General features: G+C 72.6%; 26 protein-coding genes. 5 read left to right on the top strand and 21 right to left on the bottom strand.

What is annotated here, in order from left to right:
* The 5 genes from nhaA to RH94_RS20980 all read right to left on the bottom strand — a co-directional run.
* The coding region (gene nhaA / locus RH94_RS20995; RefSeq protein ID WP_073949060.1) for a Na+/H+ antiporter NhaA at window positions 1-1,595 on the bottom strand (1,595 nt) is incomplete at its 3' end.
* On the bottom strand, window positions 1,595-1,747 hold the full coding sequence (locus tag RH94_RS40815; protein WP_158073076.1) for a hypothetical protein: 153 nt from the start codon (window positions 1,745-1,747) through the stop codon (window positions 1,595-1,597). The genes RH94_RS40815 and nhaA, both read right to left, overlap by 1 nt.
* Window positions 1,748-2,151: 404 nt before the next feature.
* Window positions 2,152-2,436 carry a hypothetical protein gene (locus tag RH94_RS20990; RefSeq protein WP_073949059.1) on the bottom strand — a complete coding sequence of 95 codons (285 nt, stop codon included), beginning with the start codon at window positions 2,434-2,436 and terminating at the stop codon, window positions 2,152-2,154.
* A 43-nt stretch (window positions 2,437-2,479) separates the two neighbouring features.
* Window positions 2,480-3,031 (bottom strand): GIY-YIG nuclease family protein, encoded by a 552-nt coding sequence (locus RH94_RS20985; RefSeq protein WP_073949064.1) that lies wholly within the window; start codon window positions 3,029-3,031, stop codon window positions 2,480-2,482.
* 33 nt (window positions 3,032-3,064) lie between these two features.
* The gene (locus tag RH94_RS20980) at window positions 3,065-3,985 is read right to left on the bottom strand and encodes a DUF4232 domain-containing protein (protein ID WP_073949058.1); all 921 of its coding nucleotides are present in this window, start codon (window positions 3,983-3,985) and stop codon (window positions 3,065-3,067) included.
* 318 nt (window positions 3,986-4,303) lie between these two features.
* On the opposite strand from RH94_RS20980, the gene RH94_RS20975 reads away from it, so the two are divergent.
* Entirely contained in the window at window positions 4,304-4,678 is a 375-nt protein-coding gene (locus RH94_RS20975; protein ID WP_073949057.1) for a roadblock/LC7 domain-containing protein, read from the top strand.
* A 200-nt stretch (window positions 4,679-4,878) separates the two neighbouring features.
* Window positions 4,879-5,259, top strand: coding sequence for an ArsR/SmtB family transcription factor (locus RH94_RS20970; protein ID WP_073949056.1), 381 nt, complete (start codon window positions 4,879-4,881; stop codon window positions 5,257-5,259).
* 49 nt (window positions 5,260-5,308) lie between these two features.
* Here the strand turns inward: RH94_RS20970 and RH94_RS20965 are convergent, their stop codons facing one another.
* Both RH94_RS20965 and RH94_RS20960 read right to left on the bottom strand, forming a co-directional pair.
* Complete coding sequence (locus RH94_RS20965) at window positions 5,309-5,707, bottom strand: RidA family protein (RefSeq protein ID WP_073949055.1); 399 nt, start codon at window positions 5,705-5,707, stop codon at window positions 5,309-5,311.
* Window positions 5,704-6,852, bottom strand: coding sequence for an acyl-CoA dehydrogenase family protein (locus RH94_RS20960; RefSeq protein WP_073949054.1), 1,149 nt, complete (start codon window positions 6,850-6,852; stop codon window positions 5,704-5,706). The genes RH94_RS20965 and RH94_RS20960 overlap by 4 nt, the downstream gene beginning before the upstream one ends.
* Window positions 6,853-6,987: 135 nt before the next feature.
* Here RH94_RS20960 and RH94_RS20955 point away from each other — a divergent pair, with 135 nt between their 5' ends.
* Window positions 6,988-8,616 carry an AMP-binding protein gene (locus RH94_RS20955; protein WP_073949053.1) on the top strand — a complete coding sequence of 543 codons (1,629 nt, stop codon included), beginning with the start codon at window positions 6,988-6,990 and terminating at the stop codon, window positions 8,614-8,616.
* Window positions 8,617-8,673: 57 nt separating this feature from the next.
* On the top strand, window positions 8,674-9,495 hold the full coding sequence (locus RH94_RS20950) for a PaaX family transcriptional regulator (RefSeq protein ID WP_073949052.1): 822 nt from the start codon (window positions 8,674-8,676) through the stop codon (window positions 9,493-9,495).
* A 6-nt stretch (window positions 9,496-9,501) separates the two neighbouring features.
* Here RH94_RS20950 and RH94_RS20945 read toward each other — a convergent pair whose 3' ends face one another.
* Together RH94_RS20945 and RH94_RS20940 are read right to left on the bottom strand one after the other, a co-directional pair.
* Window positions 9,502-11,781 carry a bifunctional salicylyl-CoA 5-hydroxylase/oxidoreductase gene (locus RH94_RS20945; protein WP_073949051.1) on the bottom strand — a complete coding sequence of 760 codons (2,280 nt, stop codon included), beginning with the start codon at window positions 11,779-11,781 and terminating at the stop codon, window positions 9,502-9,504.
* 7 nt (window positions 11,782-11,788) lie between these two features.
* Complete coding sequence (locus RH94_RS20940; protein ID WP_073949050.1) at window positions 11,789-12,616, bottom strand: enoyl-CoA hydratase family protein; 828 nt, start codon at window positions 12,614-12,616, stop codon at window positions 11,789-11,791.
* Window positions 12,617-12,861: 245 nt separating this feature from the next.
* On the opposite strand from RH94_RS20940, the gene RH94_RS20935 reads away from it, so the two are divergent.
* The gene (locus RH94_RS20935; protein WP_073949049.1) at window positions 12,862-13,341 is read left to right on the top strand and encodes an ATP-binding protein; all 480 of its coding nucleotides are present in this window, start codon (window positions 12,862-12,864) and stop codon (window positions 13,339-13,341) included.
* Here RH94_RS20935 and RH94_RS20930 read toward each other — a convergent pair.
* From RH94_RS20930 to RH94_RS20870, 12 genes are all read right to left on the bottom strand, one after another.
* Window positions 13,301-14,752, bottom strand: coding sequence for an amino acid permease (locus tag RH94_RS20930; protein WP_073949048.1), 1,452 nt, complete (start codon window positions 14,750-14,752; stop codon window positions 13,301-13,303). The two genes, RH94_RS20935 and RH94_RS20930, sit on opposite strands and share 41 nt — an antisense overlap.
* Before the next feature lie 110 nt (window positions 14,753-14,862).
* Window positions 14,863-15,870: an ornithine carbamoyltransferase gene (gene argF, locus RH94_RS20925; RefSeq protein ID WP_073949047.1), complete on the bottom strand. Its 1,008-nt coding sequence runs from the start codon at window positions 15,868-15,870 to the stop codon at window positions 14,863-14,865.
* A 556-nt stretch (window positions 15,871-16,426) separates the two neighbouring features.
* Window positions 16,427-16,861: a VOC family protein gene (locus tag RH94_RS20915; protein ID WP_073949063.1), complete on the bottom strand. Its 435-nt coding sequence runs from the start codon at window positions 16,859-16,861 to the stop codon at window positions 16,427-16,429.
* Window positions 16,862-17,080: 219 nt separating this feature from the next.
* Window positions 17,081-18,727 carry an amidohydrolase gene (locus tag RH94_RS20910; RefSeq protein WP_073949045.1) on the bottom strand — a complete coding sequence of 549 codons (1,647 nt, stop codon included), beginning with the start codon at window positions 18,725-18,727 and terminating at the stop codon, window positions 17,081-17,083.
* Window positions 18,724-19,101 carry a cupin domain-containing protein gene (locus RH94_RS20905; RefSeq protein ID WP_073949044.1) on the bottom strand — a complete coding sequence of 126 codons (378 nt, stop codon included), beginning with the start codon at window positions 19,099-19,101 and terminating at the stop codon, window positions 18,724-18,726. Before RH94_RS20905 ends, RH94_RS20910 begins: the two co-directional genes overlap by 4 nt.
* Window positions 19,102-19,117: 16 nt before the next feature.
* Window positions 19,118-20,524: an NAD(P)/FAD-dependent oxidoreductase gene (locus RH94_RS20900; RefSeq protein ID WP_073949043.1), complete on the bottom strand. Its 1,407-nt coding sequence runs from the start codon at window positions 20,522-20,524 to the stop codon at window positions 19,118-19,120.
* Window positions 20,521-21,693, bottom strand: coding sequence for an ABC transporter ATP-binding protein (locus RH94_RS20895; RefSeq protein ID WP_073949042.1), 1,173 nt, complete (start codon window positions 21,691-21,693; stop codon window positions 20,521-20,523). The genes RH94_RS20900 and RH94_RS20895 overlap by 4 nt, the downstream gene beginning before the upstream one ends.
* Window positions 21,683-22,474, bottom strand: a complete 792-nt coding sequence (locus RH94_RS20890) for an ABC transporter permease (RefSeq protein ID WP_073949041.1) — start codon at window positions 22,472-22,474, stop codon at window positions 21,683-21,685. Before RH94_RS20890 ends, RH94_RS20895 begins: the two co-directional genes overlap by 11 nt.
* Window positions 22,471-23,349, bottom strand: a complete 879-nt coding sequence (locus RH94_RS20885) for an ABC transporter permease (protein ID WP_073949040.1) — start codon at window positions 23,347-23,349, stop codon at window positions 22,471-22,473. Before RH94_RS20885 ends, RH94_RS20890 begins: the two co-directional genes overlap by 4 nt.
* Window positions 23,350-23,352: 3 nt before the next feature.
* Window positions 23,353-24,474 (bottom strand): ABC transporter substrate-binding protein, encoded by a 1,122-nt coding sequence (locus RH94_RS20880; protein WP_073949039.1) that lies wholly within the window; start codon window positions 24,472-24,474, stop codon window positions 23,353-23,355.
* 113 nt (window positions 24,475-24,587) lie between these two features.
* Window positions 24,588-25,190 (bottom strand): helix-turn-helix domain-containing protein, encoded by a 603-nt coding sequence (locus tag RH94_RS20875; RefSeq protein WP_199881015.1) that lies wholly within the window; start codon window positions 25,188-25,190, stop codon window positions 24,588-24,590.
* Window positions 25,191-25,319: 129 nt separating this feature from the next.
* Window positions 25,320-26,552 (bottom strand): arginine deiminase, encoded by a 1,233-nt coding sequence (locus RH94_RS20870; protein WP_073949037.1) that lies wholly within the window; start codon window positions 26,550-26,552, stop codon window positions 25,320-25,322.
* Between the last annotated feature and the right edge of the window lie 118 nt (window positions 26,553-26,670).

The raw sequence follows: 26,670 nt of genomic DNA, 5'->3' as shown, positions 1-26,670 counted from the left end.
CGTCCCTGCGCGTCCGCGGCGACCGCCGCCCGGGCGGCGAGTTCGGCGTGCTCGTGCACGTCGGGCAGCGGCAGGTGCCGGAAGACGTAGCGGAGCCGGTCGCCGAAGCGCTGCCGCAGTTCCTGGGCGACACCGGTGGCATGGGCGCAGAAGGGACATTCGTAGTCGCCGTACTCCACCAGGGTCAGGGGGGCGTCCACGGGACCCCTGACGTGGTCCGCGGCCGGGTCGACGGGGCGGTCCAGGGTGCGGGGCAGGTCGGCGTCCGTCTCGCCGCGCAGGACCGCGGCCAGGCGGAACGCCACCCATCCCAGGGCCGTGGCGAGCACGGCCGCCAGCAGGACGCCGACGGTCGCCTGGGCGCGCAGGACCGGGTCCTCGAAGGCGAGTCCGGCGATCAGCAGGGAGACCGTGAAGCCGATCCCGGACAGCACGCCGCCGCCCAGCACGTGGCCCGGGCCGACACCCCGCGGGAGCCTGCCCAGGCCGAGGCGGGCGGGAAGCAGCGCGCCGCCCCCGATGCCCAGGAGCTTGCCGACGACGAGACCGATGACGACGGCCCAGGTGACCTTGGAGGTCAGGGCGTCGGCCAGGACGCCGCCGCGCAGGTCGACGCCGGCGCTGGCCAGGGCGAACACCGGGACGACGAGGTAGCTCGTCCAGGGGTGGAGCACCGTCTGCAGCCGCTCGTTGACGGAGACGACGCGCTTGAGCCCCCTGCGTGCCGTCAGACCCACGTCCGCCCGGGGGGACTGGCGGAAGGCGCGGAAGAGCCGGACGGCCCGCTCCACCGCCTGGCGCGTGGGGGTGTGGGCAGGGATGAGCAGACCGCCGAGCATGCCGGCGATGGAGGCGTGCAGGCCGGCCTGGAGGGTGGCGAGCCACAGCGCGAGCACGACCAGCACGTACGGGGCCGCGCGCCACACGCCCAGGCGGGTCAGCCCGGCCAGGACCGCGCACAGGGCGAGCGCGACCAGCAGCGGCCGCAGGTGGACCGTCTCCGAGAAGACGAAGCCGATCACGGCGACGGCCACGATGTCGTCGATGACGGTGATGGCCAGCAGGAAGACCCGCAGCTGCGTGACGAACCGGGGGCCCACGATGGCGAGTGCCCCCAGCATGAACGCGGTGTCGGTGCCGATGACCACGCCCCACCCCTGGAGGGCCTCACCCCCGGGTGCGACCGCCAGGTACAGCAGCACGGGGATCAGCATGCCGCCGATCCCGGCCAGGGCCGGGATCACGACGCGCCGGCGGTCGGTCAGCACGCCCACGGAGATCTCGTAGCGGACCTCCAGGCCGATGACGAAGAAGAACAGGGCCATCAGGCCGTCGCTGACCCAGTGCCCCAGGTCCATCGACAGACTGGCCCCGCCGAGCGAGAACGAGGCGTCGGTCGCCCACAGCGATGTGTACGCGTCCGACCAGGGGGAGTTCGCCCATACCAGGGCTGTCACGACAGCGGCCAGGAGCAGGCCGACGCTGCCCGCCTCGGTGCTCAGGAAGGAGCGCACCGGGCCGGAGAGCTGGGCGACCAGCGTGTCCCTCCTGGCCGGGGTCTGGGTGGCCGGGTCGTTCTTCTTCCGTATCGCCATCACCAGCTCCCCCGCGCCGGGGTCAGGGCCCGCGTGGGGGTGAAGGCGGTCTTCCGGCCGGTGGTCCCGCGCTCGGGGAAACCCTCCAAGGTCTCCCCGTCGTGGATCTCGTAGCGGCTCTGCTCGGGGTTGTCGCGGACGGTGGTGCTCATGCGCTCCCTTCCTGCGGGCTCTTCGGGCGGACCGCGGGCGGTGCGGCGACCGCCCGGCTCGGCACGGGGTGACGGCTGACGTCCGGCACACGGACACCTGGTACGTCGGAGGAACTCCCCGCCCCACTTACTCTCATCTGAATCAAGAGTCACTTTTATTCCCGATGCGGGTCCGTATTTCCGGTCCGGGGCCCGCATCCGGGCACGTGAGCGGGTCCGAACGCACGGGCGGCGGCCCTCGCCGAACGTACGGGCGGCGGCCCTCGCGGCCGGGGTGTCCGCCGCACGCCGGAGGACACAGGGGGACACCGGAGGGCACCGGGAGGCACCGGCGGACGTGGAGCGGAGCTCCGAGCCCGTTGTGGCGAAGCCGTCGCGGGCTGCTCCGGCGAGCTGCCTGTCGGCTACTCGTAACCGGGAAGCCAGTCCAACCGCTGGAGAGCGGCCAGGTCACCTCGTGCCAGCATGGTCATCACCCGGATCATCTCCGTGCGGGAAGCATGCGGCAGGTGACGGGGTTCGACGTCGCCGTCGTCGGGATTCTCAAGCACCAGGGCCCCTCCCTGGAAAGCCGAGACCGTCCAGGAGGATTCCCCGTCCGTGACCGACACGTCCGGGTGTTCGTCGTCGACCGGTCCGTCGAGTTCGGCGACGAGCGAGGGGATGCCGGCCTCGCTCCCGTCCTCCATGGCCCCGTCCCGATGCGTGAACGCGACAGGCATCGGGACGGCCTCACCCGGCCGGTCGAGGGCCGGCGCTTCGGTAGTACCTCGAACGCGCTTCCTCGACCGCTTCACGTACGGCGCCCGGCCGCGCACCGTCGACGTTGAGCGGTGGACGCAGTCGGGAGATCAGGCCGCCTTCCACCGAGAGGGGCTCGGGATGCTCGGTCCAGGTGAGCGTGAGATGTTCGTGCATCCATACGGTGAGGCGCTCCTCGTCCTCCGGCACGAGGACCACCCGGTCGGTCGTCCATGCCGTCCGATAGCCCTCGGCGGACATGAGCAGCCCCGCCAGCGTCCGACGCAGTGTGGAACTCCCCGACCGCCTCAGGTGGTTGGAGGTGATCCGGCTGCGGAGCCGCGTGGCCTTGCCCACGTAGAGAAGCCGGAGGCCGGGATCCGTGGGGTTCGCCGGCCCGGGAAACGACGGCAGGACGTCAGGCGCCGCCCACCACGCGTACAGCCCTGCTGTCCTCGGCAGCACTGCCGCCGCCCCGGACAAGGAGTGCGGAGAGTCGAACAGCGCTGCGGTGGCCCGTTGTACGGCCGTCTCCTCCGACATGGCCGGCAGCATAGCGGCCGGGAAGGCCGTGGGTCAGCGGCCGTCGGAGGCCGGGGCCGGGGCCGTCTGCTCGTCCTTCTGCCAGGCGCCGACCCCGAGCCTGCCCGTCGTCCCCAGGTCCAGCTCCGGCGTGACCGTCACCGGCGCGGCGCCGGGCTTCGCCCGGACCCGCACGTAGGGGGCGTTCACGGGGTCCCCCATCTCGACGGTGTTGCGCCACACCAGCGTCGTGCGCGCCCGCTCACCGGGGCGCAGGGTCAGCGGCCGGGGCGGGGCGTCGGCCCCGGTGCCGGAGGCGATCGCGTCGCCGCCGTGCAGGATGCGTACGCCCTCGACGGGCTCGTGGTCCTCGTCGAGGAGCTGGAGCCGCGGATGGCCCTCGAGCCGGTACGAGCCGGTGCCGCAGTTCTCCAGGTGGAGCCCCACCACCCGCAGCCCCATCGCGGCGTCGCCCCGGTCCGCGTACACGCGCACCCCCGACTCCGGGCACGGTCCCCCCGTGGACGGGACCTCGTCGGCGGGCACGCTGCGCACCTGGAGGATCCGCGCGGACGGCGTGCCGTCCCCGTACGGGACCATGGCGGTGCCCATGGCGGTGCGCGTGAGGGTGCGCCGTACGGTCCTGCCGGGTTCCACGGACGGCACGGTCCGCTCCACGCTGTTCAGCACGGCTCCGGAGCCCGACACGATGCTGAAGGTGACGGTGTAGGTGAGGGCACGGCTCCCGGTGTTCGTCACCTCCCACCGGATGTCGTCGCAGGAGGCACCGCCCGAACCGGTGATCCTGACCCCGTCCCGCTCCGTGCCCGGGGCGTCGCCCGACGGGCCCGACGGCGCCCCCGTGGGACAGCCGGAGGCCGAACCACCGCCCCGCGCACCGGCTTTCTCGACCCCGCACCCGCCGAGCAGCAGCACGGCGGCGAGGGGCAGGACGAGGGAGGTGGCTCTGCGCATGCGCGGAGTCGATCAGGAGCGGACCCGGCGGGGCTGTGGCGGAAGCCATACTTCCGGTCACAGCCCTGTCACAGACCACTCGGCACCGTCCGGGTCGATCGACTTCGGCCGCACCGCACCATGAATGCCGTCTTCGTCAACGGTTCTTCAGGATTGGTCGATTGTGGTCGCCGAATCGTCTTTCCCCGACCCCCTTCGGTCAACAGGCGTCACTCCTGAAGACCTCCGCCCGAACGCCGTAGGCGCGCGCCTACGGTGCGATCACCGGGCGGGACGGCGATGGCCGCCGCGCCCAGTCGACGATCAAGGGGAGGCAGCATGGCAAGTGTGGAAGTGTCGCTGAAGGAGATGATGACCGCGGTCGAGGGGGCGCTGGGCGCGGCGGTCGTCGACTACACCAGCGGGATGGCCCTGGGGACCCTGGGCGGGGGCAAGGACCTGGACCTGACCATCGCCGCCGCGGGGAACACGGACGTCATCCGCGCCAAGGTGCGCACCATGGAACAGCTGGGCATGCAGAGCCAGATCGAGGACGTGCTGATCACGCTCGGCGGCCAGTACCACCTGATCCGCCTGGTCACCGGACGCAACGGCAACGGCCTGTTCCTCTACCTCGTCCTGGACAAAGGCCGTTCGAATCTGGCGATGGCCCGCCACCAGCTCAAGCGTGTCGAGGAACAACTCGAGGTCTAGGACTTTCCCGTGCCCCCGGCCGACGTGCGCCCATGATGTGAAGATTTCTTCAAGTCACCACATCAGCATGACCCCAAACAGTGGATGCGCGTGGCCGGGGGCGAAAAGAATCGGCTGTGCAGGGCACATTCCGCGGCGGCGCCCTCCGGGGTGCCGTCGCACCTCTGGACCATCCCCGACGCGGCAGGGAGCGAGCACTCATGCAGGTCCCCCTCTACCAGGCCAAGGCGGAGTTCTTCCGCATGCTCGGACACCCCGTGCGCATCAGGGTCCTGGAACTGCTCCAGCACGGTCCCGTGCCGGTGCGGGACCTGCTCGCCGACATCGAGATCGAGCCGTCCAGCCTCTCGCAGCAACTGGCCGTGCTGCGGCGGTCCGGCATCGTCGTGTCCATCCGGGAGGGGTCCACCGTCCGCTACGCGCTCGCCGGCGGCGACGTCGCCGAGCTGCTGCGCGCGGCCCGGCGCATCCTCACCGAACTCCTGGCGGGCCAGAACGAACTGCTCGCCGAACTCCGGCAGACCGACGGCGGTCGCGCCGACCCGGCCGTCGTGTCCACCACCGGCACCGGTCACCCGTAGCGGAGGAGCGGTCCGAGGCGATCCTCGGCGGCGTGCGGGCCGGCCGCCGTCACTCGAGGACCGCGAAGCCGTCCAGTTCGACCAGCGCCTGTTCGTCCCACAGGCGCACGACTCCCACGACCGCCATCGCCGGATAGTCCCGGCCGGCCAACCGGCGCCAGCAGCGGCCCAGTTCGGGTGCGTGGGCACGGTACGCGGCGAGGTCGGTGGCGTAGACCGTGACGCGGGCGAGGTCGGCGGGGGTGCCGCCGGCGGTGCGCAGGGCGGCGAGGAGGTTGGTGAGGGCGCGTTCGAACTGCGCGGGCAGGGTGTCGCCGACCACCTTGCCGTCGGTGTCGAGGGCGGTCTGGCCGGCCAGGAACAGCAGGCGGGAGCCGGTGGCCACCACCGCGTGGGAGAAGCCCGTGGGCGGGGACAGTTCGGGCGGGTTGACGCGCTCGGCGGTCACGAGGCCTCCCCGGTGGTGTGCGGCTCGGTGTACGGCTCGGTGTACAGCTCCCTGGCGATGATCTCCCGCTGGATCTCGCTCGCCCCCTCGTAGATACGGGGCGCGCGCACCTCGCGGTAGAGGTGTTCGAGGAGGTGGCCGCGGGCCAGGGCGCGGGCGCCGTGCAGCTGGACGGCGGCGTCGACGACGTACTGGGCGGTCTCGGTGGCGAGCAGCTTCGCCATGGCGGCGCGTCGGGGGACCTCCGGGGCGCCCTCGTCGTACGCCGTCGCCGCCGCGTACACCATCAGGCGGGCCGCCTCCGTGCGCAGGGCCATCTCGGCGACCTGGTGGGCGACCGTCTGGAGGTCCCTCAGCCTGCCGCCGAAGGCTTTCCGGTGCGCGGTGTGGGCGAGGGTCGCGTCCAGTGCCGCCCGCGCCATGCCGACGGCGAAGGCGCCCACGCTGGGGCGGAACAGGTTGAGCGTGCCCATGGCCACCCGGAAGCCGCCGTCCACCTCGCCGATCACGTCGTCCGCCGTGACGGGGACGCCGTCGAAGTCGAGCGCGCCGACGGGGTGCGGGGAGAGCATCTCCAGCGCGGTGCCGGTCAGGCCGGGGCGGTCCGACGGGACCAGGAACGCGGTCACGCCGCGGGAGCGGGCGCCCGGTGCCGTACGCGCGAAGACGGTGTAGCAGTCGGCCTCGGGGGCGTTGGAGATCCAGCACTTCTGTCCGGTGAGCCGCCAGCGGGCCCCCTCGTGCTCCGCCCGGAGGGTCAGCGCCGCCGCGTCCGAGCCCGCGTCCGGCTCGCTCAGGGCGAAGGCCGCCACGGCGGTACCGGAAGTCACCGCCGGCAGCCAGCGGGCGCGCTGCGCCGGGGTGCCGTGGGCGTGCAGCGGGTGGGCGCCCAGGCCCTGCAGGGCGAGCGCGGTCTCGGCCTCGGTGCAGGCGTACGCCAGGGACTCCCGCATCAGGCACAGGTCCAGCGCGCCGGAGGTGAACAGGCGCTCCAGCAGGCCGAGTCGGCCGAGTTCGGTGAGCAGCGCGCGGTTGACGCGGCCCGGCTCGCCCTTGTCCGCGAGCGGGCGCAGCCGGTCGGCGGCCAGGGCGCGCAGTTCGGCGCACCAGGCGACCTGTTCCGGTTCGAGCGAGAATGCGGGCATTCGCCGGTCCTCCCTGCTCCAGGATCCTTCGGGCAACCAGCCGGGGCACGGCCACCGTATCGCGCACTGTTGACTGCCGTCACCAACGCGCTACGCTCCCTGTGCGAGCCCACCACGACAAGGGGGCGACCCGCCATGGACCCGAGCAGGACCGACACCCGGCCGCCGACCGCCTCGGCCCACGTCGACACCTTCGCGCGCGACCGCCTCCCGCCCCCGGACCAGTGGCCGGAGCTCCGCTTCGACCTGCCCGAGCTGCGCTACCCCGACCGGCTGAACTGCGCCGCCGAGCTGCTGGACCACGCGGACGCCGGGCGCCCCGTGTTCCGTACTCCCGCCGGGGAGACCTGGACCTACGGCGATCTGCGCGCCCGCGTCGACCGCGTCGCGCACGTCCTGACCGGCGATCTCGGCGTCGTCCCCGGCAACCGGGTCCTGCTGCGCGGCCCGACCACGCCCTGGCTGGCGGCCTGCTGGCTGGCCGTGCTGAAGGCCGGCGCGGTCGCCGTCACCGTGCTGGCCCAGCAGCGTCCGCACGAGCTGCGCACGATGTGCGAGATCGCCCGGGTCCGGCACGCGCTGTGCGACATCCGGTCCGTCGACGACCTGTCCAAGGCCGAGGTGCCCGGGCTCGCCGTGGCCGCCTACGGCGGTGACTCCCCCGACGACCTCCTGCGCCGCCCGGCGCCCGGCACGCCGTATCCGGCCGTGGACACCGCCGCCGACGACGTGGCGCTCATCGCCTTCACCTCGGGCACCACCGGGCGGCCCAAGGGCTGTGCGCACTTCCACCGGGACGTGCTGGCGATCGCCGACACCTTCTCGAAGCACGTGCTCGGGCCGCGCGCGGACGACGTCTTCGCGGGCAGTCCCCCGCTGGGGTTCACCTTCGGGCTCGGCGGGCTCGTCGTCTTCCCGATGCGCGCCGGCGCGTGCGCGCTGCTGCTCGAACAGGCCCATCCGCGGCAGCTGTTGGCCGCGGTCGCCGAGCACCGGGTGTCCGTGCTGTTCACCGCGCCCACCGCCTACCGCGCGATGCTCGACGGGCTGGACGGTCACGACGTCTCGTCGCTGCGGCGCTGCGTGTCCGCCGGGGAGAACCTTCCCGCGGCCACCTGGCACGCCTGGCACGAGCGGACCGGGCTGCGCATCATCAACGGCATCGGCGCGACCGAGCTGCTGCACATCTTCGTCTCGGCGGCCGACGACGCCATCCGGCCGGGGACGACGGGCGTGCCCGTACCGGGGTGGCACGCGCGCGTGCAGGACGAGCACGGCGTCCCCGTGCCCGACGGGGAGCCCGGACTGCTCGCGGTCCAGGGGCCGGTCGGCTGCCGCTACCTCGCCGACCCGCGGCAACGCGCGTACGTGCGGGACGGCTGGAACATCACCGGTGACACCTACGTCCGGGAGCCCGACGGCTACTTCCGCCATGTCGCCCGCGCCGACGACATGATCATCTCGGCCGGGTACAACATCGCCGGACCGGAGGTCGAGGACGCGCTGCTGCGCCATCCGGACGTGGTGGAGGCGGCGGTCGTGGGGCGGCCCGACGAGGCCCGCGGGCAGGTCGTGGTGGCCTACGCCGTGCTGCGGGAGGGCGCGCGGCGGGACGCCGAGGCGCTGCGGGCGTACGTGAAGTCCGAGCTGGCCCCGTACAAGTGCCCGCGCGAGATCGTCTTCCTGGACGCGCTGCCACGCACGGCCACCGGCAAGCTCCAGCGGTTCCGGCTGCGCGTCGACGGCGCACCGCGTCCGCGGTGACCAGCGACTGCGGCGACCGGCGACCACGGTGACCAGCAGTGATGCCGACGGCCTAAGATGATCAACGTGTCCGACCAGCACGCGCACCACGCCCCGAGGTCCTTGATCGTCACGCTTTACGGCGCCTACGGCCGCTTCGCACCCGGCCCGGTGCCCGTCGCCGAGCTCATCCGGCTCCTGGCCGCCGTGGGGGTGGACGCGCCGTCCGTGCGCTCCTCGGTGTCCCGGCTCAAGCGGCGCGGGCTGCTGCTGCCGGCCCGGACGGCGCAGGGCGCGGCGGGATACGAACTCTCCGCCGAGGCACGGCAGTTGCTGGAGGACGGCGACCGCCGTATCTACGCCACGGGACAGCCCGCGGACGAGGGCTGGGTGCTGGCGGTGTTCTCCGTGCCCGAGTCCGAGCGCAACAAGCGGCACGTGCTGCGCTCCCGGCTGGCCGCGCTCGGCTTCGGCACGGCGGCGCCCGGGGTGTGGATCGCCCCGGCCCGGCTGTACGAGGAGACCCGGCACACGCTCCAGCGGCTGGGCCTGGACCCGTACGTGGACTTCTTCCGCGGCGAGCACCTGGGCTTCACGCCGACCGCTCGGGCGGTCGGACGGTGGTGGGACCTGGCGGCGATCGCCGAACGGCACGAGGCGTTCCTGGACCGGCACGCGCGCGTGCTGCGCGCCTGGGAGGAGCGCGCGGACACTCCGCCCGAGGAGGCCTACCGCGACTACCTCCTCGCCCTGGACTCCTGGCGCCACCTGCCCTACGCCGACCCGGGCCTGCCCGCCCGGCTGCTGCCCGCCGACTGGCCGGGCGCCCGCTCGGCCGCCGTCTTCCGGGGGCTGCACGAGCGGCTGCGGGACGCGGGGGCCGAGTTCGTCGGGCTGTGACGCCGGTCAACCGCCCAGTGTCAGGCGGGGCCTGGGCGCGTCCGTGCGGCCCGTCCGCGGGCGGCGGCTGCCCGCCCGGTAGGGGGCGGGCCACACCGCGGCCGGACCCTCGTAGCCCTGCTCGGCGGCGGCGTGCAGCGTCCAGTGCGGGTCGTACAGGTGCGGGCGGGCCAGTGCGCACAGGTCCGTACGCCCGGCCAGGATCAGGGAGTTGACGTCGTCCCAGGAGGAGATCGCGCCGACCGCGATCACCGGGACGCCCACCTCGTGCCGGATGCGGTCGGCGAACGGCGTCTGGTACGAGCGTCCGAACTCCGGCCGCTCCTCGGCCACCACCTGCCCGGTCGACACGTCGATCGCGTCGGCGCCGTGCGCGGCGAAGGCGCGCGCGATCTCCACGGCCTCCTCGGCGGTCGTACCGCCCTCGGCCCAGTCGGTGGCGGAGATCCGTACGGTCATCGGGCGCTCCTCGGGCCACGCTCCGCGTACGGCGTCGAAGACCTCCAGCGGGAAGCGCAGCCGCTTCGCCGGCGAGCCGCCGTAGGCGTCGGTGCGGTGGTTGGTGAGCGGGGAGAGGAAGCCGGAGAGCAGGTAGCCGTGGGCGCAGTGCAGTTCGAGCAGGTCGAAGCCGGCCCGGGCGGCCCGCAGGGTTGCTCCGGTGAACTGCTCGCGGATGTCGGTGAGTTGGGCGCGGGTGAGTTGTCGCGGGGTCTGGCTGTCCGGTGTGTACGGCAGCGGGGAGGCGGCCACCAGCGGCCAGTTGCCCTCCGGCAGCGGCTCGTCCATGCCCTCCCACATCAGCCTGGTCGAGCCCTTGCGGCCGCTGTGGCCGAGCTGCACGCCGATCGCGGTGCCCGGCGACTGCCGGTGCGCGAAGTCGGTGATCCGCCGCCAGGCCTCGGCCTGCTTCCCGGACCACAGGCCGGTGCAGCCCGGGGTGATCCGGCCCTCGGGGCCGACGCACACCATCTCGGTCATCACCAGGCCCGCGCCGCCCAGCGCCCGGGCGCCCAGGTGGACGAGGTGGAAGTCGCCGGGGACGCCGTCGGCCGCGGAGTACATGTCCATGGGGGACACCACGACCCGGTTGCGCAGGGTCAGGCCGCGCAGCCGGAACGGGGTGAACATCGGGGGCGTGCCGGGCGGGCAGCCGAACTCGCGCTCCACGGCCTCGGTGAAGCGGGGGTCGCGCAGCCGGAGGTTGCCGTGGGTGACGCGGCGGCTGCGGGTGAGCAGGTTGAAGGCGAACTGGCGGGGCGGCTGGTCGAGATGGAGACCCAGGTTCTCGAACCACTCCAGGCTGGCCCGCGCGGCGCGCTGGGTGGAGGCGACGACCGGCCTGCGCTCCTCCTCGTAGGCCGTGAGCGCCTCCGCGAGTGAGGGCTGCTCCTCCAGGCAGGCGGCGAGCGCGAGGGCGTCCTCGACGGCGAGCTTGGTACCGGAGCCGATGGAGAAGTGGGCGGTGTGGGCGGCGTCGCCGAGCAGCACCAGGTTGCCGTGCGACCAGTGCTCGTTGACGACCGTGCGGAAGGTGGTCCACGCGGACTTGTGGGAGCGCAGGGGGTGGCCGCCGAGCGCGTCGGCGAAGATCTTGGCGCAGTGCTCGACGGACTCCTGCTCGTCCATGGCAGCGAAACCGGCCGCGCGCCAGACCTCCTCGCGCATCTCGACGATCACGGTGGAGGCGTCCGCCGCGTAGGGGTAGCCGTGCAGTTGCACCACGCCGTGCTCGGTCTCGGCGATCTCGAAGCGGAAGGCGTCGAAGGCGAAGTCGGCGGCGAGCCAGATGTAGCGGCAGCGGTGGCCGGTCACCCGGGGGCGGAAGACGTCGGCGTACGCCGCGCGGGTGGCGCTGTGCACGCCGTCGGCGGCGACGACCAGGTCGTACGCCTGGGAGAGCCGGGCCGGGGGCGGGGCAGGCGTACGGAAGCGCAGCTCGACGCCGAGGGAGCGGCAGCGCTCGTGCAGGATCCGCAGCAGGCGCCGTCGGCCGAGCGCGGCGAAGCCGTGGCCGCCGGAGGTGTGCCGGGTGCCGCGGTGCACGATGTCGATGTCGTCCCAGCGCACGAACTCCCCGCGCAGGGCCTCGTACACCACCGGGTCGGCGTGCTCGATCCCGCCGAGGGTCTCGTCGGAGAGCACGACGCCGAAGCCGAAGGTGTCGTCGGGCGCGTTGCGCTCCCAGACGGTGACCTCGCGGGCCGGGTCGAGCCTTTTGAGCAGGGCGGCGGCGTACAGGCCGCCGGGTCCGCCGCCGATGACCGCGATCCTCGTGGCGCCGGTCACCGCCTGCTCACCTCCCCCGCCACTTCGGCGGGCGCTTCTCGGTGAAGGCCGCGTGGAACTCGGCGTAGTCCTCGCCGTTCATCAGCAGGGCCTGGGTGGAGGCGTCCAGTTCGACGGCGGCGGACAGGGGCATGTCCAGTTCGGCGGTGAGCAGCGCCTTGGTCTGGGCGTGGGCGAGGGCGGGGCCGTCGGCCAGACGGCGGGCGAGGGCCCGGGCGGCCTCGTCGGCGCGGCCCTCGTCGGTGAGGTGGCTGATCAGGCCGATCCGCTCGGCCTCGGGCGCGCGCACCGGCTCGCCGAGCAGCAGCAGCCGGGTCGCGTGGCCGAGCCCGACCACGCGGGGCAGCAGGTAGGCGGCGCCCATGTCGCCGCCGGACAGGCCGACGCGGGTGAAGAGGAAGGCGAAGCGGGCGGTGGGGTCGGCGACCCGGAAGTCCGCTGCCAGGGCCAGGACCGCGCCGGCCCCGGCCGCCACACCGTGCACCGCCGCGATCACGGGGAACGGGCACTCCCGTACCGCCCGCACGACCTGCCCGGTCATCCGGTTGAAGTCCATCAGCTCGGACGTGTCCATGCCCAGCGTGGCGCCGATGATCTCGTCCACGTCGCCGCCCGAGCAGAAGCCGCGTCCCTCCCCGGCCAGCACCAGGGCGCGCACGGCGCGCTCGCGGGACAGCTCGGCGAGCAGGTCGCGCAGGTCGGCGTAGGCGCCGAAGGTGAGCGCGTTCAGCCTGTCGGGGCGGGCGAGGGTGACCGTGGCGACGCCGTCGGCGCGCTCGACGCGCAGGTGGCGCCAGTCGGAGGTGCGGGCTGCGGAGCCGGTGAAGGGACTCATGGCGGACGGCCTCCTCGGGGGACTGCCACGACCTGTGCCTCGCTGAGTTCTCCCCACCGAAGTTATCACTCATACGTGACCGCCGTCACGAGTGCGCGATAGCGTCCGTGACCGTGCGGCCGGTCCCCGTCGCTTCGTCACGGCTCGTCAACGGCGCGGTAACGACGGGAGGGGCCAGGGGAGGCCGGTCGTCCGCCCGGGTAGGCCGACCCGTACCATTCCCTCGTCGAAAGCAGGACAGCCTGATGGTGACCACTGGGACGTCCTGTGCCACGAACGGACCCACGGTGTACGAACCCCCCTCAGCCTCCTCCTCCTGGCGCGTCGCGCTGCCGCACACGGCCGCCGCCGTGCCCGTGGCGCGTGCCCTGGTCCGTACGGCGCTGGCCGAGCTGGAGCACACGGCCGACGGCGACACGGCGGAGCTGCTGACCGCGGAGCTGGTGGCGAACGCCGTGGAGCACACCGCGGGCCGGGGCCCGATAGAGCTGGTGGTGGAGCTGCGGCCGACCGGCTGCCACGTGGAGGTGCACGACCCGGACCCGGCCCCGCCCGGCGGCCTGACCCGGCCGGTCCTGACGGCACCGGACCCCTGGCAGGAGAACGGGCGCGGCCTGTTGCTGATCCGCGCCCTCAGCTCCGCCTGCGGGCACCGCCCGACCGCGTCGGGCAAGGCGGTGTGGTTCAGGCTGGCCGCGGTTCCGCCTCGACTGCGTCCGGCGTGACCTCCGCCGCCCCGGACCCCGCCGCGAGCCGGGAGTTCCGGCGCCCGTAGCCGACGTACACCAGCAGTCCGGCCGCGAGGAAGGCGGCGAACTGGAGCCAGGTCGTCCAGCCCGTCTCGTACATCAGGTACAGGCAGCAGCCGACGCCGAGCAGCGGCAGCACCGGGTAGAGCGGCACCCGGAAGGTGCGGGCGAGGCCCGGCTCGCGGCGGCGCAGCGCGATCACGGCGATGTTGACGACACCCATGATGGCGAGCGTGCCGATGGTGCACAGGTTGACCACGACGTCCAGCGTCGCGAAGGCCGCGGGGATCGCGAAGACGACGCCGACGACCAGGGTGCCGGCGACGGGCGTCGAGGTCCGCGGCGAGACCTTCTGCAGGACGCGCGGGACGAGCCCGTCGCGGGACATCGACATCAGGATGCGGGACTGGGCGTACGTCACGGTCAGCACCACGGAGGCGATGGCGACGACCGCGCCGAAGGCGATCACCGCGCCGCCGACCGAGGAGCCGGTCACCGTGTTGACCACGTAGGACAGCGCGGCGGGGCGGCCGCCGACCTGGCCGCCGCCGATGGCGCCGATCGCGGCGAGGGCGACCGCGCAGTACAGCAGGGTGACCAGGCCGATGCAGACGAGGATCGCGACGGGGATGTCCCGGCGCGGGTTCTTGGCCTCCTCGCCGGCCGTGGTGATCGCGTCGAAGCCGATGTAGGAGAAGAACGCGGCCGTGGTGCCCGCGCCGATGCCGCCGAGGCCGGCCGGGGAGAACGGGGTGAGGTTGCCGTGCTGGAAGGCGGTGAAGCCGATGGCGCAGAAGGCGACGAGGATGGCGATCTTGAGCACGGCCATGGCGGCGGTCGCCCGGGCGCTCTCGCGCACTCCGCGCACCAGCAGTACGCAGGCCATGGCGATGACGGCGACGGCCGGGAGGTTCACGACCCCGCCGTCGCCCGGTCCGGCGGAGAGGGCGGCCGGGAGCTGCCATCCGGTGAGGCTGTGCAGCAGTTCGTTGACGTACTGGCTCCAGCCGACGGCGACCGCGGAGATGGAGATGCCGTACTCCAGCAGCAGGCACCAGCCGACCAGGAAGGCGGTGGTCTCGCCGAGGCCGGCGTAGGCGAAGGAGTACGACGATCCGGCGACGGGGATCGCGCCGCCGAGCTCGGCGAAGGAGAAGGCGGTGAACACGCAGGTGATCGCGGCCAGTACGAAGGAGACGACGACGGCGGGGCCGGCCTGGGCGACCGAGTCGGACAGGCCGACGAAGATGCCGGTGCCGACGATGGCTCCGATGCCGAAGCAGACGAGCTGGAACAGGCCCATCGTGCGCTTGAGGCCGTGCCCCGCACGGTCGGCGCCGGACTCGGCGACGAGGAGGGCCGGGGACTTGATGCGGGGAGCGGGCATAGGGGGGTGGTGCTCGTTTCTGGTGGTGCGGGGGCGACCTCGGGGGTGCAGGGGTCGCGTTACGGCGGCGGAGCGGGTGGTTCCGGCACCGTTTGTCAGGATAAGGGCGCTCAGGCCAGAGTGGCGACCATGATCGCCTTGATGGTGTGCAGCCGGTTCTCCGCCTCGTCGAAGACGACCGAGTGGGCCGACTCGAACACCTCGTCGGTCACTTCCAGCGACCGCAGGCCGTACCGCTCGTGGATCTCGCGGCCGACCTTGGTGCCGAGGTCGTGGAAGGCGGGCAGGCAGTGCAGGAACTTCACGTCCGGGTTGCCGGTGGCGCGCAGGACGTCCATGGTCACGGCGTACGGGGCGAGCGCCCCGATCCGCTCGGCCCACACCTCCTGGGGCTCGCCCATGGACACCCAGACGTCGGTGGCCACGAAGTCGGCGCCGCGCACGCCGTCGTCCAGGGACTCGGTCAGGGTGACGCGCGCGCCGCTGGCGGCGGCCAGCTCGCGGGCCCGGTCGACGACGTCCTGGGCGGGCCAGTACGTCTTGGGGGCGACCAGGCGCACGTCCATGCCGAGCAGGGCGCCGGTGACCAGGTAGGAGTTGCCCATGTTGAAGCGGGCGTCGCCGAGGTAGGCGAAGGCGATCTCCGTCAGCGGCTTGGCGCTGTGCTCGGTCATGGTGAGCACGTCGGCGAGCATCTGGGTGGGGTGCCAGTCGTCGGTGAGCCCGTTGTAGACGGGAACGCCGGCGTGCGCGGCGAGCTCCTCGACGATGTCCTGGCCGTCGCCCCGGTACTCGATCGCGTCGAACATCCGGCCGAGGACGCGGGCGGTGTCCTTCGCGGACTCCTTGTGCCCGATCTGCGATCCGGACGGGTCGAGGTACGTCGTCGAGGCGCCCTGGTCGGCGGCGGCGACCTCGAACGCGCAGCGGGTGCGCGTCGAGGTCTTCTCGAAGATCAGCGCGATGTTCTTCCCGCGCAGGTACGGCGTCTCGGTCCCGGCCCTCTTGGCGGCCTTCAGCTCGGCGGCCAGCCCGACCAGACCGCGGAACTCCTCCTGGGTGAAGTCCAGCTCCTTGAGGAAGTGGCGGCCGGTGAAACCGGTCGGAACGTGCACCATCGGAGAGCTCCTGGGGACGGCGGACGAGTACGGGACCATGTAAGTCTATACGAGGCTCCACATTTATATACACAGTGTTCCGTGCCGGGCACGGAGGCAGGACCCGTCGGACAGCACTCATCCGAGGAACGGGAGCAGGACGAGCAGACCGAGCAGCAGGGCGAGGACGGGGCCCATCGGCAGGCCGCGGCGTCGGCGGACCGCCAGTCGGGAACGTCTGCGGGGACGGATTCCGACGGTATGGGAACCGGGCTCTCGGACATCCGAGGATTATGCGGCAGGCCGTCGCTCCTGTTCCCACTGGCTCTCACCCGGAGGAACGTCGGAACCGTGGTTCGGTAACCGGCGTGCCGCTGCCCGGCGTGACGGCGCCGACCCGCCTGGTCGCCTCGGTGCGGGAGGCGGCGGACCAACGGCCGTGGGACACCCTGCACGGGATGCCGAGCGTCGGCCGACGGGAGGTGCCGGACTCCTTGTTGACGTTGACCGTGTCGCCCGGCGCGCGGGGCTCGGAGCCGGACCGGCCGACCCGCGAAGGTGCCGCGTTCGCGGCCACTCAGTCGAGACAGAACTCGTTGCCCTCGATGTCCTGCATCAGGAGGCACGACTCGTTGTGGTCATCGGCAAGCAGCAGTCGCACGCGTACCGCGCCGAGCGCGACCAGTCGTGCGCATTCGGCCTCAAGTGCGGCCAGGCGCTCTTCACCCACGAGCCCGGTGCCGACCCGCACGTCGAGATGCAGCCGATTCTTGACGACCTTGCCTTCGGGGACGCGCTGGAAGTACAGTCGCGGGCCCACGCCCGAGGGATCGGTGCATGCGAACGATGAACCCTGCCGCTCAGGCGGCAGCGAGCGGTCGAAATCGTCCCACGTGGCAAACCCCTCCGGTGGCGGCGGTACGACGTACCCCAGCACCTCGCACCAGAAACGAGCGACGCGCTCAGGTTCCGCGCAGTCGAAGGTGACTTGGACCTGCTTGATCGACGCCATCGGGCCATCGTAGGGGCGGGGTCTTTCGTCGTCCACGGACTTGCCCCTGGCCAGGTTGTGGCGCATGCGGCCAACTCTTGGAGATGAGTGGGAACTTGAGCCGTGGGACGCTCGTCCGGGCAGGTCCGGGCCCGGCCGGCGTCGAGGGCGCAAGGCCTCCTGGAGCGCTGCTCCAGGAGGCTGCCTGAGCCAGGACCCCCTCCCTGCAGGGGGGAGCGGTCAATCCGTGTGGACCGCCTCCCCCGCGACCAGCGTGAGCACCGAACGGGTGCCGGCCACGTCCGCGTCCGGGGCGAACAGGTCCCGGTCGAGGACGGCGAGGTCCGCCGCCATGCCCTCGCGTACCAGGCCGGCCTCGTCGTCGTTGCCGTTCACCCAGGCCGAACCGGCGGTGTAGGCGCGCAGGATGCCGGTGAGGTCCAGCCGCTCCCCGGGCACGAACGGGCGGTCGGAGCCCGGCCAGTCGGCGTGCGCGGAGCCGGGGGGTTCGGTGCGGTGCACGGCGACGTGCATGGCCTGCCACGGGTCGGCCGTGGTGACCGGCCAGTCGCTGCCGCCGGCGAGCCGGGCGCCGCTGTCCAGCAGCCGGCGGAAGGGGTACTGCCGGCCGGCCCGGCCCTCGCCCAGCAGCGGGTTGGTCAGCTCGTCGGTCTGCTGGTGGTGGGTCGCCCACAGCGACTGGACGTTGGCCGCCACCCCCAGTGCGGCGAAGCGGCCGATGTCCGCGTCGTCGATCAGCTGGACATGGGCGATGTGGTGGCGCCGGTCGCGCGTCCCGTTCGCGCGGACGGCGGCCTCGACCGCGTCCAGGCACTCGCGCACCGCCCGGTCGCCGATCGCGTGGAAGTGCACCTGGAAACCGGCCGCGTCCAGCCGGGTCACCGCCTCGGCGAGCAGGCCGGCGGGCACGTTGGAGTGGCCGAGGTTGCCGGTGGCGCACCCGCAGGAGTCCAGGTACGGCTCCAGCAGGGCACCGGTGCCGTTCTCCAGCACACCGTCCTGCATGATCTTCACGGCGGTGGCCCGGAAACGGCGGCCGGGCTCGCCGCGGCGGGCCACCAGGTCGTCCAGCTGCTCCGGGCCGCGGTCGCGGTCCCACCACAGGGCGCCGGTGACCCGGGCCTTCAGCAGGCCCTCGGCATCGGCCCGCCGGTAGGCGGCGAGGGTGTCGCCGGCCCCGCCGTAGGCGCCGACGATGGCGTCCTGCCAGCCGGTGATGCCGTACCGGAAGAGGTGGTCCTGCGCGTGGCGGAGCGCGGCGAGCTGCTCCTCGACGGTGTCCGGCGGGAGCAGCCGGGCCACCAGGTCCATGGCGCTCTCGTGCAGCACCCCGGTGGGCCGGCCCGACGCGTCGCGCTCGATCCGCCCGGCCGGCGGGTCCGGTGTGCCGGCGTCGATCCCGGCGCGCTCCAGCGCCGCCGAGTTGACCCACGCCGAGTGGTGGTCGGCGTTGGGCAGGAAGACGGGCCGGTCCGGGACGACCGCGTCCAGCGGTTCCCGGGTGGGCCAGCCGCCGGGGAAGCAGTCCATGGTCCAGCCGCCGCCCAGGATCCACGGCTGCCCGGGGTGGGCGGCCGCGTACTCCCGTACGGTCGCGACGCAGCTCGCGGCGTCGGTGGCCCCGGTGAGGTCGCAGCGCAGTGCCTCCAGGGCGCCCCAGACGGGGTGGATGTGCGCGTCCTGGAGGCCGGGTACGACGGTGCGGCCGGCCAGGTCGAACGTTTCCGCCGTCCGGCCGGCGGCCCGGCGCACCTCGGTGTCGGAGCCGACGGCCGTGATGCGGCCGCCGTCCACGGCGACGGCCGTCGCGTGCGGCCGCAGCGGGTCGCCGGTCCACACCCGCCCGCCGTGCAGGACGAGGGTCATGCGCCCGCCTTGTGGGTGCGCAGCACGTACACCTTGCGCAGGGTCTCGTGGACCTGCCAGGTGCCGCGCCAGCCCGCCGGCATGGCCAGGGTGGAGCCGGGGCGCAGCTCGACGGCCTCGCCGCCCTCGGTGCGGATGGTGGCGGACCCGGTCAGCACCTGGCAGAACTCGTCGTAGCCGTCGCGGGTGGCGGTGAAGTGGCCGGGGTCGCACTCCCAGACGCCGACCTCCGCGAGCCCGTCGGGGGACTGCCACAGGGTGCGGGTGGTCTCCTGCTGGCCGGTGGTGCTGGTGGGCTTGGGGCGCGCGGGGGGCAGGTCGGCGGTCGCGGCGTCGGCGAGGAAGGCGACGACGGGGACGGCGGTGGTGTCCATGAGGGGGTGGCTCCTTTCAGCGGCCGCTGATGACGTTGGCGACGCGTGCGATGACGGAGGTGCGCTCCAGACCGGAGTTCTCGTGCCGGTCGGCGGCGCGGTAGGCGACGTAGAGGCTGCGGACGCCCAGCCAGCGCAGCGGCTCCGGCTCCCAGCCGCGCACCTTGCGGCCGACCCAGGGCAGCCGGGTGAGGTCGCTCTCCTGACGCAGGATCAGGTCGCGCAGGGTGCGGCCGGCGAGGTTGGTGGTGGTCACGCCGTGCCCGACGTAGCCGCCGGCCCAGCCCAGTCCGGTCTTCTCGTCCAGGTGGACGGTGGCGCACCAGTCGCGCGGCACGCCCAGCACGCCGGACCAGGTGTGATCGATGGCGACGCCCTCGGTGGCCGGGAAGTGCTGCCTGAGGATGGCCTGCAGCTGCAGCTGGGTGGCGGTCCGGGTCTCGCCGCGCTGGTCGACGTGGGAGCCGAACATGTACGGGATGCCACGCCCGCCGATGGCGATGCGGCCGTCGGTGGTGCGCTGGATGTAGCAGTAGGAGTTGGCCTCGTCGCCGATGAGTTCGGCGCCGCGCCAGCCGATCTCCTCCCAGGCGGAGGCGGGCAGCGGCTCGGTGACGATCATGCTGCTGTTCATGGGCAGCCAGGACCGGCGGTGGCCGCGCAGCCCGGCGGTGAAGCCTTCCAGCGCCCGGATGACGTACGTCGCCCTGACCGTGCCGTGGGGGGTGACCGCCTCGCGCGGGCGGATCTCGGTGACCTCGGTGCCCTCGTAGATCGCCACGCCCATCCGCTCGACCACGTCGGCCAGGCCCCGTACCAGCTTGGCCGGCTGGATGCGGGCGCAGTGCGGGCTCCACTGGGCGTAGCGGGCATGGGCCACGCGGACCCGCTCGGCGAGCTGGTCCGCGTCGAGTTCGACCAGGTCGTCCTCGCCCCAGCCCTCGGCGCGCAGCGCCGGCAGCCGTTCGCGCAGCCGTCGCTGCTGCGCGGCGTTGGTGGCGACGTGCAGCAGGCCGTCCTTCTGGATGTCGGCGTCGATGCCCTCCTCGGCGGCGACGCGGATGACCTCGTCGACGGAGGAGAACATCTCGCGCTGCATCGCGATCGCCGACTCCCGGCCGTGCGCCTTGGCGTAGCGGTGCATCTGGCCGGGCGGTTCGGAGCTGAGCCAGCCGCCGTTGCGGCCGGAGGCGCCGAAGCCGGCGAACTCCTTCTCCAGCACGGCGATCCGCAGGTCCGGCGCGGCCTGCTTGAGGTAGTAGGCGGTCCACAGGGAGGTGTAGCCGCCGCCGACGAGCGCGACGTCCACGTCCAGGTCGCCGGGCAGGGCGGGGCGGCGGGCGGGGATACCGCCCTCCCGGAACCAGAAGGCGACGTCGCCGTTGACGAAGGTGGGGCTGGTGTCGGGGGTGGTCGTGCTCATCGTCCGCTCTTCTCCGCGGCGGCGACCGGGGTCCGGTCACCGGAAACTGGTGGGTGGGTGGTTCCGGAGGGGTCGTCGAGCAGGACGCCCCGCTCGACGTCCCAGACCACGGTGACCTCGTCGCCGTGGCGGACGCCGGAGAGCCGGTCGGCCTGTTCCCTGGCGAGCAGCACGGTGCCGTCGGGCAGGGCGAGTTCGAGCTTGCGGCCGGAGCCCAGGTAGATCTCCTGGGTGACCCGGGCCGGCAGCGCGTTGGCCCCGGGGGCGACCGGTTCCGCAGCCGGCTGCGCTCTCAGGTGCTCGGGGCGGACGACGACGGCTGCCGCGCTGCCCTCGGGCAGCCGGCCGGCGACGCGGACGGTGCGGTCGCCGACCCGCAGGCAGGAGCCGTCGCCGTCCGGTTCGACGCGTCCGCGCACGGTGGAGGACTCGCCGAGGAACTCGGCCACGAACAGGCTGCGCGGCTTCTCGTAGAGTTCGCTCGCGGTGCCGACCTGCTGGATGCCCCCGTCGTTGAAGACGGCGATGCGGTCGGAGAGGACCAGCGCCTCCTCCTGGTCGTGGGTGACGAAGACGAAGGTGGAGCCGACCTCCTGGTGCACCCGCTTGATCTCCAGCTGGAGGCTTTCCCGCAGCTTCTTGTCGAGCGCGCCGAGCGGCTCGTCCATCAGCAGCACGCTCGGCTCGTACACCACGGCCCGCGCCAGGGCGACCCGCTGCTGCTGGCCGCCGGACAGCTCGCGGGGCCGGCGGTGGCCGTAGCCGCCGAGCCGCACGGTCTCCAGCGCCGCCTCGACCATCTCGGCGCGGCGGGCCTTGGGCACCTTGCGCTGCTTGAGCGGGAAGGCGACGTTCTCCGCCACGGTCATGTGCGGGAAGAGCGCGTAGTGCTGGAAGACCATGCCGATGTCGCGCCGGTGCGGCGGCAGGTCCTGCATCTGTTTGCCGCCGACGGTCAGCGTGCCGGAGGTGGCGGCGGTGAACCCGGCGATGATGTTGAGGGTGGTGGTCTTGCCGGAGCCGCTGGGGCCCAGCAGGGTCATGAACTCGCCCGGTTCGATGACCAGGGAGACGTCGTCGACGGCGACGGAGTCCGCGTACTCCTTGCGCACCTGCGCCAGTTCGATACGGGCTCCGCGCGCCTTGATGAGGCTGGTCTCAGCGGACACGGTTCCTCCTGGCGGTGGTGAAGGTGGCGGCCAGCACGAGCACCGTGGTGAACACGATGATCAGGGTGGCGGCCGCGGCGATGGTGGGATCGGTGTCCCGGGTCACGCTGGCGAACATCTTGACCGGCAGGGTCTGCAGGTAGGGGCTCTGGATGAACAGCGAGACGACGACCTCGTCGAAGCTGGTGACGAAGGCGAACAGGGCACCGGAGACGACACCGGGGGCGATCTGCGGCAGCGTCACCTGCCGGATGGCGCCCCACCGGGTGGCGCCGCAGATCAGTGCGGCGTCCTCCAGCCGCCGGTCGAAGCCGCGCAGGCTCGCCGTCACCGGGATGATGACGAACGGCAGGGCCAGCACGGTGTGGGCGGTGACGAAGCCGAGCAGGGTGCCCAGCAGGTTGTACTGGAGGAAGAGGGCGTAGACGCCGATGGCGACCACCACGGTCGGCACGATCATGGGTGCCAGCAGCAGCCCGTACGACCCCTTCACCCAGCGCGAGCCGGACCGGGTGAGCGCGATCGCGGCGGCGGTGCCCAGCACGGTGGCCACCACCGCGACCAGGGCGCCCACCTGGAGCGAGGAGAACAGCGCGTCCAGCCAGCGGGGGTCGCTGAAGAAGTTGGCGTACCAGCGGGTGGACCAGCCGCTCGGCGGGAACACCAGGGACGCCTTGTCGGTGAAGCTGAGCGGGATCACCACCAGCGTCGGCGCGATGAGCCAGAGGCCCACCAGGGCGCTGAACGCCCACAGCGCGATGCGCGCGGGTCCGGTCCTCATCGGGCACCTCCCCGGGTCCGGGTGATGCGCAGGACGACGCCGACCAGTCCCAGCAGGACCAGCGTCACCGCCAGCAGCACCACGCCCATCGCCCCGCCGCGGCCCCAGGCCAGCAACCCGTTGACCTGGGTGAAGATCTGCTGGGAGATCAGCGCCTGGTCGGGCGAGCCCAGCAGTGCCGGGGTGACGTAGAAGCCGAGTGAGGTGATGAAGACGGTCAGCGCGCCGGCGCCCACGCCGGGCAGTGACAGCGGTACGAAGACCCGCCAGAACGCGACGGCCGGGCGGGCGCCCATGCCCTGCGCGGCGTCCAGGAGCCGGCGGTCGATGCCGTTCATCACGGCGTACAGCGGCAGCACCATGAAGGGCATCAGCACCTGGGACATGCCGATCACCACCCCGGTGGGGGTGCGGATCAGCTGCAGCGGGCCCAGCCCCACGGTGCCGAGGAGCTGGTTGACCACGCCGCTGTCCTGGAGCAGCACCACCCAGGCGAAGGTGCGCACCATCAGGCTGGTCCAGAAGGGCAGCAGCACCAGCAGGGTGAGCCAGATCCGCGCGCGGGCGCCGACCACGGTCATCAGGTAGGCGTAGGGGTAGGAGAGCAGCAGGGTCACCAGGGTGACGACGGCGCCGACGGTCAGCGTGCGGACCAGGGTGGCGAGGGCGACGTCACTGGTGAGGAACCAGGAGTAGTTGCCCGCGCCGGGCGTCGGCTCGGTGACGCTGCGCCAGGCCATCAGGCCCAGCGGCACCAGGAAGAGCACGGCCAGCAGGGCCAGGGCCGGCAGCAGCAGCCAGCCCCACCGGCCGCCGGCGCCCTTGCGGGGCCGGCCGCCGGAGGCCGGGGAGGCGATCTCGATCAGGGCTGCCATGGGTTACCGCGCCAGCCAGTCGGACCACTTCGGGATGACCTGCTCCTGGTTCTTCGCCCACCAGGCGTTGTCCAGCTTGAGGGCCTGTGCCTGGCGCTCCGGGGTGGAGGTGAGGTACTCCGCCGCGAGCTTGTCGACCTTGGGCTCGGCGTCGGAGTTGATCGGCGAGTACGAGGTCAGTTCGGTGAGCTTGGCCTGCTGGTCGGCGCCCAGGTAGTAGTTGATGAGCGCCATGGCGGCCTTGGAGTTCTTCGCGCCCTTGGGCACGGCGAGCGAGTCCGAGACCGGCATGAACTGGTTCCACTGCGGGGCGAACTTGGCGCCGTTCTTCACGGCCGAGTAGGCGCGTCCGGTCCACACCATCGCCATGGAGACCTCACCCGACTCCAGCAGCTGCTGGGAGCGGGCGCCGGTGTCCCAGAAGACCAGCGAGGAGCGGACGCCGGTGAGCTTCTTCAGGGCGCGGTCGACGTCGAGCGGGAAGAGCTGGTCGGGGGCGACCCCGTCCGCGATCAGCGCCGCCTCCAGCGGGCCGGGGGCCGCGTCCGAGGGCACCCCGGGGATGGCGCGCTTGCCGGGGTACTTGGCGGTGTCGAAGAAGTCCGCCCAGCCCTTCGGCGGGTTGTCGCCGAACTTGGACTTGTCGTACACCAGCACCATGCCGTACGTCATGGCCGGCACCGTGCACTTGCCCACCATGTCCTTGGGCAGCTTCGAGGTGTCGACGATGCTCGTGTCGAGCGGCATCAGCAGCTTGCCGCACTGGCGCTCGGCCCAGATGGAGTCGGTGTCCACCACGTCCCAGGTGACGTTCTTGGCGTCGACCTGGGCCTTGAGCTTGGTGTAGTCGGTGGGGCCGTCGGAGAGCACGTTCGCCCCGGAGTCGGTGGCGAACGGCTTGACCGCGGCGTTCTCCTGACCGTCCTGGTAGATCCCGCCGTACGAGGCGAACGTGAGGGTGACGCCGTCGAGCGCCCCCTTCTTCACCTTGCCGGCCTGGGCGGGGCCGGGGCCCAGGTCGACGTCGGCCGCGGCGGGGCCGGTACCGGCGCAGCCGGTGAGGGTCAGCAGCAGGGCGCCGGCGGCAGCGGCACAGCCGACGATTTTGCGTGATATTCCGGGCATTACTGGCTCCAGGAGGGGACGGTGAAGACAAACGGGGACGGGGAAGGGCGGGAGCGTACGGCGGCGGGGCGCGGTGGGCTGCGAGGAGAGCAGGCGGATGCGGCGGGGAGAGGTCAGTCCGGCGTCGGCGGGCTGATGATCCAGAGGATTTCGGCGGGCACCTCGTGGCGGTTGACCACGCGGTGCGGAACCGAGGAGCGGTACTCGATGCTGTCGCCGGCCTCCAGGTCGTGGGCGCGGCCGTCGAGTTCGATGCGCACCGCGCCGCTGAGCACCAGGAGGATCTCCTGGGAGTCGCCGTGGGTGTAGGCGTCGTCGCCGGTGGAGGCACCGGGGTCGAACTCGCCCGCGTACACCTCCAGATGACTGAGCGGGCGCTGCGAGATGAGGAACTTCCGGCTGCCCGGGGCGGTGTGCAGCATCGGCCGGTCGGCCCGCCGCACCACCCTCGGGCCGGGCGCGCCGTCCTGGTCGAACAGATCCGCCACGGTGAGGCCGAGCGCCGCGGCGATCCGCCGGAGCATGCCGATGGAGGAGTTCACCTGCCCGCGTTCCAGCTGGCTGAGGAACCCGGGGCTGGCCTGGGCCGCCTCCCCCAGGGCACGCAGCGACATCCGCCGCATCATCCGGTACTCCCGGATACGGGCGCCCAGAGCCGCGTCGGCGGCGTCGGCGGTGTACTCGTCGGAGGGGCCCGGAACCATACGATCAGTCATGAGGGAACACCTGATGCGTTTTCAGCGAACACTTTGTTCGCTGACGTGGTACGGACCGTACGTTGAGGTGACCTGCCGCACAAGACCCTTCCCCCGCCGTCACCGGAACGTGACCATCCGCCCGCCGCGCTAGCCGTTCCCCACGGCGCCCCGTTCGACCGGGCAGCTCATGCAGCGGGGGCCGCCCCTGCCGCGGCCCAGCTCGCTGCCGGGGATCTCGATCACCTCGATGCCCTGTTTGCGCAGGTGGGTGTTGGTGGTGGAGTTGCGCTCGTAGGCCACGACCACGCCGGGCTCGACGGCGAGGACGTTGCAGCCGTCGTCCCACTGCTCGCGCTCGGCCGCGTGCACGTCCTGGGTGGCGGTCAGGACCCGGATCTCACTGAGCCCGAGGGCGGCGGCGATCGCGCGGTGCATGTGCTCCGGCGGGTGGTCGGTGACCTTCAACTCCTTGTCGTCGACGCCTGGTTCGATGGTGTAGGAGCGGAGCATGCCGAGACCGGCGTACTGGGTGAAGGTGTCGCCGTCGACCATGGTCATCACGGTGTCGAGGTGCATGACGGCACGCCGCTTGGGCATGTCGAGGGCGACGATCGTACGGGCCGACCCGGCGGCGAACAGCTTGTGCGCGAGCATCTCCACGGCCTGGGGCGTGGTCCGCTCGCTCATGCCGATGAGCACGGCGCCGTTGCCGATCACGAGCACGTCGCCGCCCTCGATGGTCGACGGGTAGTCGGACTGCCCCTCGGACCAGACGTGGAACGCCTCGCCCCGGAAGAGGGGGTGGTGGCGGTAGATCGCCTCGAAGTGCACGGTCTCGCGCTGCCGGGCGGGCCAGCGCATCGCGTTGATGGACACGCCGTCGTAGATCCAGGCGGAGGTGTCGCGGGTGAAGAGGTGGTTGGGCAGCGGGGGGAGCAGGAAGTCGTCCAGGTCCATGACGTGGAACCGCACGGACGTCGGCTCGGCGTGGGCGTCGAGGAACTCCCGCTTGGTCATGCCGCCGACCAGGGCCTCGACCAGCTCGCGGGGGGAAAGGGCCTCGAACACGGCCCGCAGGTGGTCGGTGGCGAGCGGCCCGTACTCCTTCTCGTCGAAGACGCGGTCCAGGACGAGCGACCGGGCCGACGGGATCTCCATCGCCTCGGTCAGCAGGTCGCCGAAGAGGTGCACGGCGACTCCGCGGTCGCGCAGCACGTCGGCGAACCCGTCGTGCTCGGCGCGTGCCCGGCGCACCCACAGCACGTCGTCGAACAGGAGGGCGTCCTTGTTGCTGGGGGTGAGCCTCTTGAGCTCGAGGTCGGGCCGGTGCAGGATGACGCGGCGCAGCCGCCCGGCCTCGGAGTCGACATGGAATCCCATGCCTCCATCCTGACCGTCCGGGACCGGCTTCATCCCGGGCTTGCCCGTTTCCGCACCTTCTTGTCTCCGCCTGTCCCCGCTCGTCTCCGCCTGTCCCCGCTCGTCTCCGCCGGTCGCC

Origin of the sequence: Streptomyces kebangsaanensis (assembly GCF_001906585.1) — a bacterium.
Classification (GTDB): domain Bacteria; phylum Actinomycetota; class Actinomycetes; order Streptomycetales; family Streptomycetaceae; genus Streptomyces; species Streptomyces kebangsaanensis.
This window is presented reverse-complemented; position numbering and strand designations above follow the sequence as displayed.

Bases quoted from the DNA above. Each gene is read 5' to 3' on its own strand.
- RH94_RS40815 (WP_158073076.1), bottom strand. From the start codon at position 1,747: ATGAGCACCACCGTCCGCGACAACCCCGAGCAGAGCCGCTACGAGATC.
- RH94_RS20990 (WP_073949059.1), bottom strand. From the start codon at position 2,436: ATGGAGGACGGGAGCGAGGCCGGCATCCCCTCGCTCGTCGCCGAACTC.
- RH94_RS20985 (WP_073949064.1), bottom strand. From the start codon at position 3,031: ATGTCGGAGGAGACGGCCGTACAACGGGCCACCGCAGCGCTGTTCGAC.
- RH94_RS20980 (WP_073949058.1), bottom strand. From the start codon at position 3,985: ATGCGCAGAGCCACCTCCCTCGTCCTGCCCCTCGCCGCCGTGCTGCTG.
- RH94_RS20975 (WP_073949057.1), top strand. From the start codon at position 4,304: ATGGCAAGTGTGGAAGTGTCGCTGAAGGAGATGATGACCGCGGTCGAG.
- RH94_RS20970 (WP_073949056.1), top strand. From the start codon at position 4,879: ATGCAGGTCCCCCTCTACCAGGCCAAGGCGGAGTTCTTCCGCATGCTC.
- RH94_RS20960 (WP_073949054.1), bottom strand. From the start codon at position 6,852: ATGCCCGCATTCTCGCTCGAACCGGAACAGGTCGCCTGGTGCGCCGAA.
- RH94_RS20955 (WP_073949053.1), top strand. From the start codon at position 6,988: ATGGACCCGAGCAGGACCGACACCCGGCCGCCGACCGCCTCGGCCCAC.
- RH94_RS20950 (WP_073949052.1), top strand. From the start codon at position 8,674: ATGATCAACGTGTCCGACCAGCACGCGCACCACGCCCCGAGGTCCTTG.
- RH94_RS20940 (WP_073949050.1), bottom strand. From the start codon at position 12,616: ATGAGTCCCTTCACCGGCTCCGCAGCCCGCACCTCCGACTGGCGCCAC.
- RH94_RS20935 (WP_073949049.1), top strand. From the start codon at position 12,862: ATGGTGACCACTGGGACGTCCTGTGCCACGAACGGACCCACGGTGTAC.
- RH94_RS20930 (WP_073949048.1), bottom strand. From the start codon at position 14,752: ATGCCCGCTCCCCGCATCAAGTCCCCGGCCCTCCTCGTCGCCGAGTCC.
- argF (WP_073949047.1), bottom strand. From the start codon at position 15,870: ATGGTGCACGTTCCGACCGGTTTCACCGGCCGCCACTTCCTCAAGGAG.
- RH94_RS20915 (WP_073949063.1), bottom strand. From the start codon at position 16,861: ATGGCGTCGATCAAGCAGGTCCAAGTCACCTTCGACTGCGCGGAACCT.
- RH94_RS20910 (WP_073949045.1), bottom strand. From the start codon at position 18,727: ATGACCCTCGTCCTGCACGGCGGGCGGGTGTGGACCGGCGACCCGCTG.
- RH94_RS20905 (WP_073949044.1), bottom strand. From the start codon at position 19,101: ATGGACACCACCGCCGTCCCCGTCGTCGCCTTCCTCGCCGACGCCGCG.
- RH94_RS20900 (WP_073949043.1), bottom strand. From the start codon at position 20,524: ATGAGCACGACCACCCCCGACACCAGCCCCACCTTCGTCAACGGCGAC.
- RH94_RS20890 (WP_073949041.1), bottom strand. From the start codon at position 22,474: ATGAGGACCGGACCCGCGCGCATCGCGCTGTGGGCGTTCAGCGCCCTG.
- RH94_RS20885 (WP_073949040.1), bottom strand. From the start codon at position 23,349: ATGGCAGCCCTGATCGAGATCGCCTCCCCGGCCTCCGGCGGCCGGCCC.
- RH94_RS20880 (WP_073949039.1), bottom strand. From the start codon at position 24,474: ATGCCCGGAATATCACGCAAAATCGTCGGCTGTGCCGCTGCCGCCGGC.
- RH94_RS20875 (WP_199881015.1), bottom strand. From the start codon at position 25,190: ATGACTGATCGTATGGTTCCGGGCCCCTCCGACGAGTACACCGCCGAC.
- RH94_RS20870 (WP_073949037.1), bottom strand. From the start codon at position 26,552: ATGGGATTCCATGTCGACTCCGAGGCCGGGCGGCTGCGCCGCGTCATC.